Consider the following 6,514-nt stretch of genomic DNA (forward strand, 5'->3'; position numbering starts at 1 on the left):
CTGCACCAGAAAAAATAATGGGGTCAGAGTCACGACTCTGACCCCATTATTCGGGGAGTGTATGCTGTAGTTTTGATAATAGCTCTGCATAACGAGCGACAGGTTGAAAAATAATCGGTATGGTATAAAAAACTGAACAGCTAGGAAGTTTGTATGTCTGCCTTACTATTCAATAACAACCCAGCTTATTCGCGGGGTAACTTTCAACTTGAACCTGTCACTGCTGTAATTAAGCAGCACGCAGAGCTTGTCTGCTTTGTTCTAATAGTACTCTTCTTTGTTTTTAATGCATTTATAGAAAATAGTGAAAAGGAAAAGGTTTTAGCCAACCCTCAGAAAAATGACTTTTTCTATATCGACTATAGAGCTATAGATCCTTCATCGGATGCTCGATTTCGCTATGTCCCCCTGAAATTACTTAGTGTTGATAATGACACTCTTACCTTTAAAGTCGGAAACATTGCTCACACAACACCTGTCTCGCCAAGTCAACATGCGAAATTTGATAAAGCGTTATTGCTGCGCAATTACTATCGTGTTGATAACCTTGTGCTTAGCAAAACAAAAGTAAATGAACTGGTTGCTTCTGGTGCCATTTATGATGCTAGACGGCCCCGAAATATTTATATTAACGGCTGGATGGTTTTGCACCTAAATGAGTTAGTACCAGATAACAGTTAGAAATAAAAAGCGTTTGTAAGCGATAGAAACCAAGTAAAGTACACTGCTTGCGAGTGAGGCAACATGTACCTTGAAGTGTTTATTTTATTTACTATGAATACAATGCTCACCAATAAATTACTCTGACCCCATTACTTAATACTATCCGCTTATAGATAATTAAACTAAGTCAGTCTACATTCTATAGTTGTTAATGAAATGTTAGATGGGCCATATGAAGTACTTAGTTTTAGCTGTAATTGCAAGTCTCGTTAATGTAGTGAGTTCTTTTGTGACTTCAAATGTCTTAATGGCTTCGTGTGCGATCTTTCTTACTATTATGTTCGCGGCCTTTATTATTGAGAAGGTGTTTCAAAACCAAAATATAGCCGCAAGTAAAGCCGTTCTACCTGATAATAATAAGAGAAACGTACACAGCAATGATGCAACGAAAGTTAGTCATGCAGCGAGCAATATAGCGATTGGCGGCGCTTCTATTTCTTTCTTTTTAGAACAGTTATCAAAAGCATTTAATGAGCAAGTCGCGAACATAGGCGAGATGAGCGGTAGACTCCAACAGCTAGAAGTCTCCTCAACTCAGTTAGATGATCTTGCCAAAAATGCTGCATCTTCTATGAATGAATCTGACGAGAAAACGCAGTTCGGCAGTGCGTCGTTAAAAGATGTATTAAGCGAGCAACAGCAGCTGGTTAAAAATATAAATGCGTCATCAGAAGCGCTCACTATATTAAAAAGTAAGGCCGAGGGAATAAGTACTATAACAAACACCATTAACCAGTTGGCCGATCAAACAAATATGCTAGCGCTTAATGCGGCTATTGAAGCTGCAAGAGCGGGAGAGCAAGGACGTGGTTTCGCCGTTGTTGCTGATGAAGTACGCGAGCTTGCCAAGAAGACAACCGATGCCACCTCAGGAATTGAAAGTCTGCTACAGGATATGAATACCAGTAGCCAGGCAGCGGTGGCTACTATGGAAACGGTGCTGAACTCTAGTGACAATATGAATGTGAAATTACTGGAGAGCGAAGAAGCTATCTCATTCTCCAGTATGCTCTCTACAAAAGCCCGCGAGTCAATGGGTGCTATGCAAGCAATGGTAGAAAATAATGCTGAGCATAGCGCAGGTATAAGTACCAATGTACTTCAGTTGCACACGACTACAGAAAAACTAGAGCATGATCTCACCGATGTTTCTATTCAGGCGTTATCACTGAGTAGTCAAGCGGAAGATATTTTTAGGCTATTGGAAAGCTTCGATGTAAATGATCGAAACAGCGAAGTTAGAGACATTGCAGTAAATGCAGCTAAAACTATTGGAAAGCGTTTCGAGCAAGCGATTTCAGAAGGGGAAATACCGGAAACAATGCTGTTTAATTTTGACTACACACCTATACCGAACACTAATCCTGTAAAGCATACAACACCTTTTGATAAGTTCACCGATAGTGTACTCCCCGCTATCCAAGAGCCTTTATTAGAAACACATAGTTTCATTATTTATGCCGGCGCAGTTGACGTAAATGGTTACTTTCCTACCCACAACAAGAAGTTCAGTCAGCCTCTCACTGGTAACTACGATACAGATTTAACAAATAACAGAACGAAACGGATATTCGATGACAAAACCGGAAGTCGTTGTGGCAGCAATACCTCTACTTTCTTGCTCCAAACTTATAAACGAGATACGGGTGAGATCATGCATGATCTATCGGCACCGATATATGTGAACGGTAAACATTGGGGAGGGTTTCGTATTGGTTATAACGCCAAAGAACAATAAGTTCTCTGTATCTACATATGAGTGATTGCTTCCGTTTTATTACTCTAACGAGTGAAAGTGGTAGCGCCATAGCGCTTAGCAATATTGGGTACAAGATTATTCTTTCTTTGCGCTTTTATTTGCTGCTTCGTTACCCTACCATTAGCGAATTGTTCGCAGTTCGTAAAACTCTATGCCTTCACTACAACCATACAGCACATTTGGCCTCGCCGCTTCTTGTGATTCTATCCAGTCGTTTAGCGACGTTACTTCATTCCTGTCTATCTTTAATACTTCTAAAAATAATAACAAAGCCATTTACATATTAGGCGGTGGAAGCAATTCAGTCTTCACTGACGACTTTGACGGTACAATTCTGGTTAACGAGATCAAGGGAATAAGCCATTTTGATACTGAAAGTCACCATTACTTACGGGTAGGTGCAGGTGAAAACTGGCATAACTTCGTCACTTTGTGCATGAAAGAGAAGTGGTATGGTTTCGAAAATCTCGCCTTAATACCAGGTTCAGTAGGCGCATGCCCAATTCAGAATATTGGTGCGTACGGACGAGAAGTGAATGCGTTAATCGACAAAGTAGAGTGTGTATTTCTTGAAACCGGCGAGCAGGTATTGTTGGTCAATGAAGACTGTCAATTTGGCTATAGAGACAGTGTGTTCAAACACGCACTAGCGAACAAAGTGCTAATCACTCATGTAAACTTTAAACTTCCCAAGCACTACGAACTTGAAACCAGCTATGGCGAACTAGCGGCACTCACTGAGCCTACGCCAGAAAAAGTGTATAGTAAGGTGATAGAAATTAGGAAGAGCAAACTTCCCGATCCCGCCGAGCTAGGCAATGCAGGAAGTTTCTTCAAAAACCCAGTGGTTTCAAAAGCAGTGTTTCAAGCGATTGCACAAGAGTATGATTCAGTGCCCCATTTTGTGGTGCACGGAGGTGTTGAACTGCCAGCCACTGAAAAAGAACAAATAAAAATTCCTGCCGCGTGGCTAATCGACCAGGCAGGTTTTAAAGGCAAGACTTTGAATAAAGTACGATGCCACCCTACACAGCCATTGGTACTTACTAACTTAGGTGGTGCCACCGGAAACGATGTAATAACCATGGCAAAAGATATCATAGCAAGCGTACAGGCTAAGTTTGGCATACAGCTTGAGCCAGAAGTGCGCTTATTAGGAAGCAAAGGACTTATTTCGCTATGAGACAAGCATCAAAAGCTATAAGAAAACATATACTCGCTTTGTTGTCCGACGGCCAGTTTCACTCCGGTGAAACCATTGCACAGCAAGTGGGCCTTTCGCGCACAGCAGTTGCGGGCCATATTTCCCAACTCGCCGATTGGGGATTAGATGTATTTAAAGTAAAAGGTAAAGGCTACCGTTTAGAACGAGGGTTTCCATTGTTAAGCGCCGACAGCATTAAACGCCATTTAGGCAATACAAAACGAGCGGTTATTGATGTGGAGTCGGTATTACCTTCCACCAATACGGAAATGAAGAAGCGTATTGCCAGTAAACGAGAAGATCTTGAAAACGGCGATGTCGTTTTTGCTGAAATTCAGACCGATGGACGCGGCAGACATGGCCGTTCATGGTTAGCGCCAGTGGGCGGAAGCTTAACTTTTTCTATGTACTGGTCTTTTCCCGACGGTTATCAAAGCATGGCAGGACTTTCTTTATTGGTAGGATTGGCTGTTTGCGATGCACTTAAAGAGTTTGGCGTAGAAGATGCCGAGCTTAAATGGCCGAATGACATTTATTTGCAAGGTAAAAAGCTTGCGGGCGTACTTATTGAAGTAGAAGGGCAAATAGGTGCAACGGCGCATAGTGTTATCGGCATAGGTTTGAATGTTTGCGTACCCGATAATCAGTACGATGTAGGTCAGCCTCATAGCGATCTTGCGTCATATTTGGGTACTATCCCAGATAGAAATGCATTGGCGGCAGAAATAATTAAATCGCTTTGGTCTTATTTACCTAAATTTACCCAGCAGGGCTTCGGGCCATTTACTGCATACTGGGAAGCGCTCGACTTATACGCCGATAAACGCATTGTTTTACAAATGGGTGAGAAACGTTTTTCCGGAATTGATAGGGGAGTGGACGCCAGCGGCGCGTTACTAGTTGAAACGCAAGACGGTATTACCCGATTCCACGGCGGCGAAGTTAGCCTTAGAGGCAATTAACGTTTTATTTTGTTTTACTTTATAGCTGAGCTACGAAGATTTTGACCATTCTTATAATAAAAGTACTTCGTAGTTCATCTTTGTGATTTTTAAATAGCATTTTATCCGTTCGTTTTACGCATTGCTTTGCGATTGAAGCCAAAAATATGAACAACATTGAAGAAAACCACGTGATATTAGTGGATATCGGTAACACTCGAATAAAATATTCACTGCTTTGTCATGCAGAAGAAGAGCCTTATACATGTGAAGATGCTAATTCTCTCTTCTCTTTTATCGATTCTCAGAAAAAAATTTCCCATTTATATATAGCGTCGGTAAGAAATCAGGAGCTGGTTGATGAAATATCCGCCATGTGTAACGAGCGAAATATTGTTTTTGTAGAAAAGCACACAGAGAAAGAAGCCTTCGGCATAAAAAATAGTTACGCGAATGTTCAAAAAATGGGCGTTGATAGATGGCTTGCCATGGTCTGTGCTGCAGAAAAATCAAAAAAAGCATTTTTTGTTATGGATGTAGGTACGGCAATAACGGTTGATTTTGTGGTGGATGGTCAACATTTAGGCGGTTGGATCGTACCTGGATTTCAAGTAATGCGTAATGCATTGGTTGCTTCAACTAAAAAAGTGTTCGCGAATGATGAAATTCCGACCACCTTTGGAGTGGGGACCGATACAGAAGATTGTGTGGCAACAGGGTGTCATGCTGCCCTATATGGTGTTTATTTGAGCGCGGTTGATTACATATCAAGCAAACAAACCGAATTTGACATAATTTTAGGGGGTGGAGACAAAAAAGTGTTTGCATTCTTAAAATCTGCTGATAACATGCGCCTCGCTCATTTGGTGATGCAGGGTCTTGCCCGCTACGCTCGAAGTGAACTTTTAAAGGGAACATCGACGTAAGTTTTTGATTAGTTGAAAAATTGGTCAAAAAAGAAAATTGAAAAATTTTCAAAAAGACACTTGCACAGAGTTAAACAATACTCTAGAATGCGCACCCACTTGATGTAGTGCCGACTTAGCTCAGTTGGTAGAGCAACTGACTTGTAATCAGTAGGTCGCCAGTTCGATTCCGGCAGTCGGCACCATCAATCTGGAGGGGTACCCAAGCGGTCAACGGGAGCAGACTGTAAATCTGCCGGCTCAGCCTTCGCAGGTTCGAATCCTGCCCCCTCCACCACTTTCTCTATGAGGTGGCCAGAGAATTAGGATTGCGGGCATCGTATAATGGCTATTACCTCAGCCTTCCAAGCTGATGATGCGGGTTCGATTCCCGCTGCCCGCTCCAAATCAGTGCTGATATAGCTCAGTTGGTAGAGCGCACCCTTGGTAAGGGTGAGGTCGGCAGTTCAAATCTGCCTATCAGCACCAGTTTATTTCTCCCCAGCTCATGTAAAATTTCTAAATTTTTTAATGTAACTTTGCTGGGATAATAGAAATGGCAAAAGAAAAGTTTGAACGTACGAAACCCCACGTAAACGTGGGTACAATCGGCCACGTTGACCACGGTAAAACTACCCTAACTGCAGCTATCACTACAGTTCTTTCTAAAACTTACGGCGGTAACGCACAGGCTTTCGATCAAATCGATAACGCGCCTGAAGAGAAAGCACGTGGTATCACCATTTCTACTTCACACGTAGAATATGACACTCCTACTCGTCACTACGCGCACGTAGACTGCCCAGGACACGCTGATTACGTTAAAAACATGATCACTGGTGCTGCTCAGATGGACGGTGGTATCCTAGTAGTAGCTGCGACTGATGGCCCTATGCCACAGACTCGTGAGCACATCCTACTTGGTCGTCAGGTTGGTATTCCTTACATCATCGTATTCATGAACAAGTGTGACATGGTTGAC

At 42.2% G+C, this 6,514-nt stretch carries 6 protein-coding genes and 4 tRNA genes; all 10 read left to right on the plus strand.

Annotated features, from left to right (window positions below):
* The first annotated feature begins 153 nt into the window (after nucleotides 1-153).
* Entirely contained in the window at nucleotides 154-681 is a 528-nt protein-coding gene (locus AC27KT_RS19620; protein WP_487132758.1) for a hypothetical protein, read from the plus strand.
* 214 nt (nucleotides 682-895) lie between these two features.
* A complete protein-coding gene (locus AC27KT_RS19625) occupies nucleotides 896-2,461 on the plus strand; it encodes a methyl-accepting chemotaxis protein (RefSeq protein ID WP_487132760.1) in 1,566 nt (521 codons plus the stop codon).
* Nucleotides 2,462-2,633: 172 nt separating this feature from the next.
* Nucleotides 2,634-3,665, plus strand: a complete 1,032-nt coding sequence (gene murB / locus AC27KT_RS19630; RefSeq protein WP_487132762.1) for a UDP-N-acetylmuramate dehydrogenase — start codon at nucleotides 2,634-2,636, stop codon at nucleotides 3,663-3,665.
* Nucleotides 3,662-4,648, plus strand: a complete 987-nt coding sequence (birA, locus tag AC27KT_RS19635) for a bifunctional biotin--[acetyl-CoA-carboxylase] ligase/biotin operon repressor BirA (RefSeq protein WP_039222269.1) — start codon at nucleotides 3,662-3,664, stop codon at nucleotides 4,646-4,648. The genes murB and birA overlap by 4 nt, the downstream gene beginning before the upstream one ends.
* Before the next feature lie 146 nt (nucleotides 4,649-4,794).
* Nucleotides 4,795-5,553 (plus strand): type III pantothenate kinase, encoded by a 759-nt coding sequence (locus AC27KT_RS19640; RefSeq protein ID WP_487132764.1) that lies wholly within the window; start codon nucleotides 4,795-4,797, stop codon nucleotides 5,551-5,553.
* 109 nt (nucleotides 5,554-5,662) lie between these two features.
* Nucleotides 5,663-5,738: transfer RNA gene (locus AC27KT_RS19645), tRNA-Thr, on the plus strand.
* 7 nt (nucleotides 5,739-5,745) lie between these two features.
* Nucleotides 5,746-5,830, plus strand: a tRNA-Tyr gene (locus tag AC27KT_RS19650).
* Nucleotides 5,831-5,863: 33 nt separating this feature from the next.
* Nucleotides 5,864-5,938: transfer RNA gene (locus AC27KT_RS19655), tRNA-Gly, on the plus strand.
* Nucleotides 5,939-5,945: 7 nt separating this feature from the next.
* A tRNA-Thr gene (locus tag AC27KT_RS19660) sits at nucleotides 5,946-6,021 on the plus strand.
* A gap of 67 nt (nucleotides 6,022-6,088) precedes the next feature.
* Nucleotides 6,089-6,514 (plus strand): GTP-binding protein (locus AC27KT_RS19665; protein ID WP_333970934.1); only part of this gene is annotated, 426 nt, incomplete at its 3' end.

The sequence above is a fragment of the Alteromonas sp. 5NW40-0090 genome, from assembly GCF_057552975.1.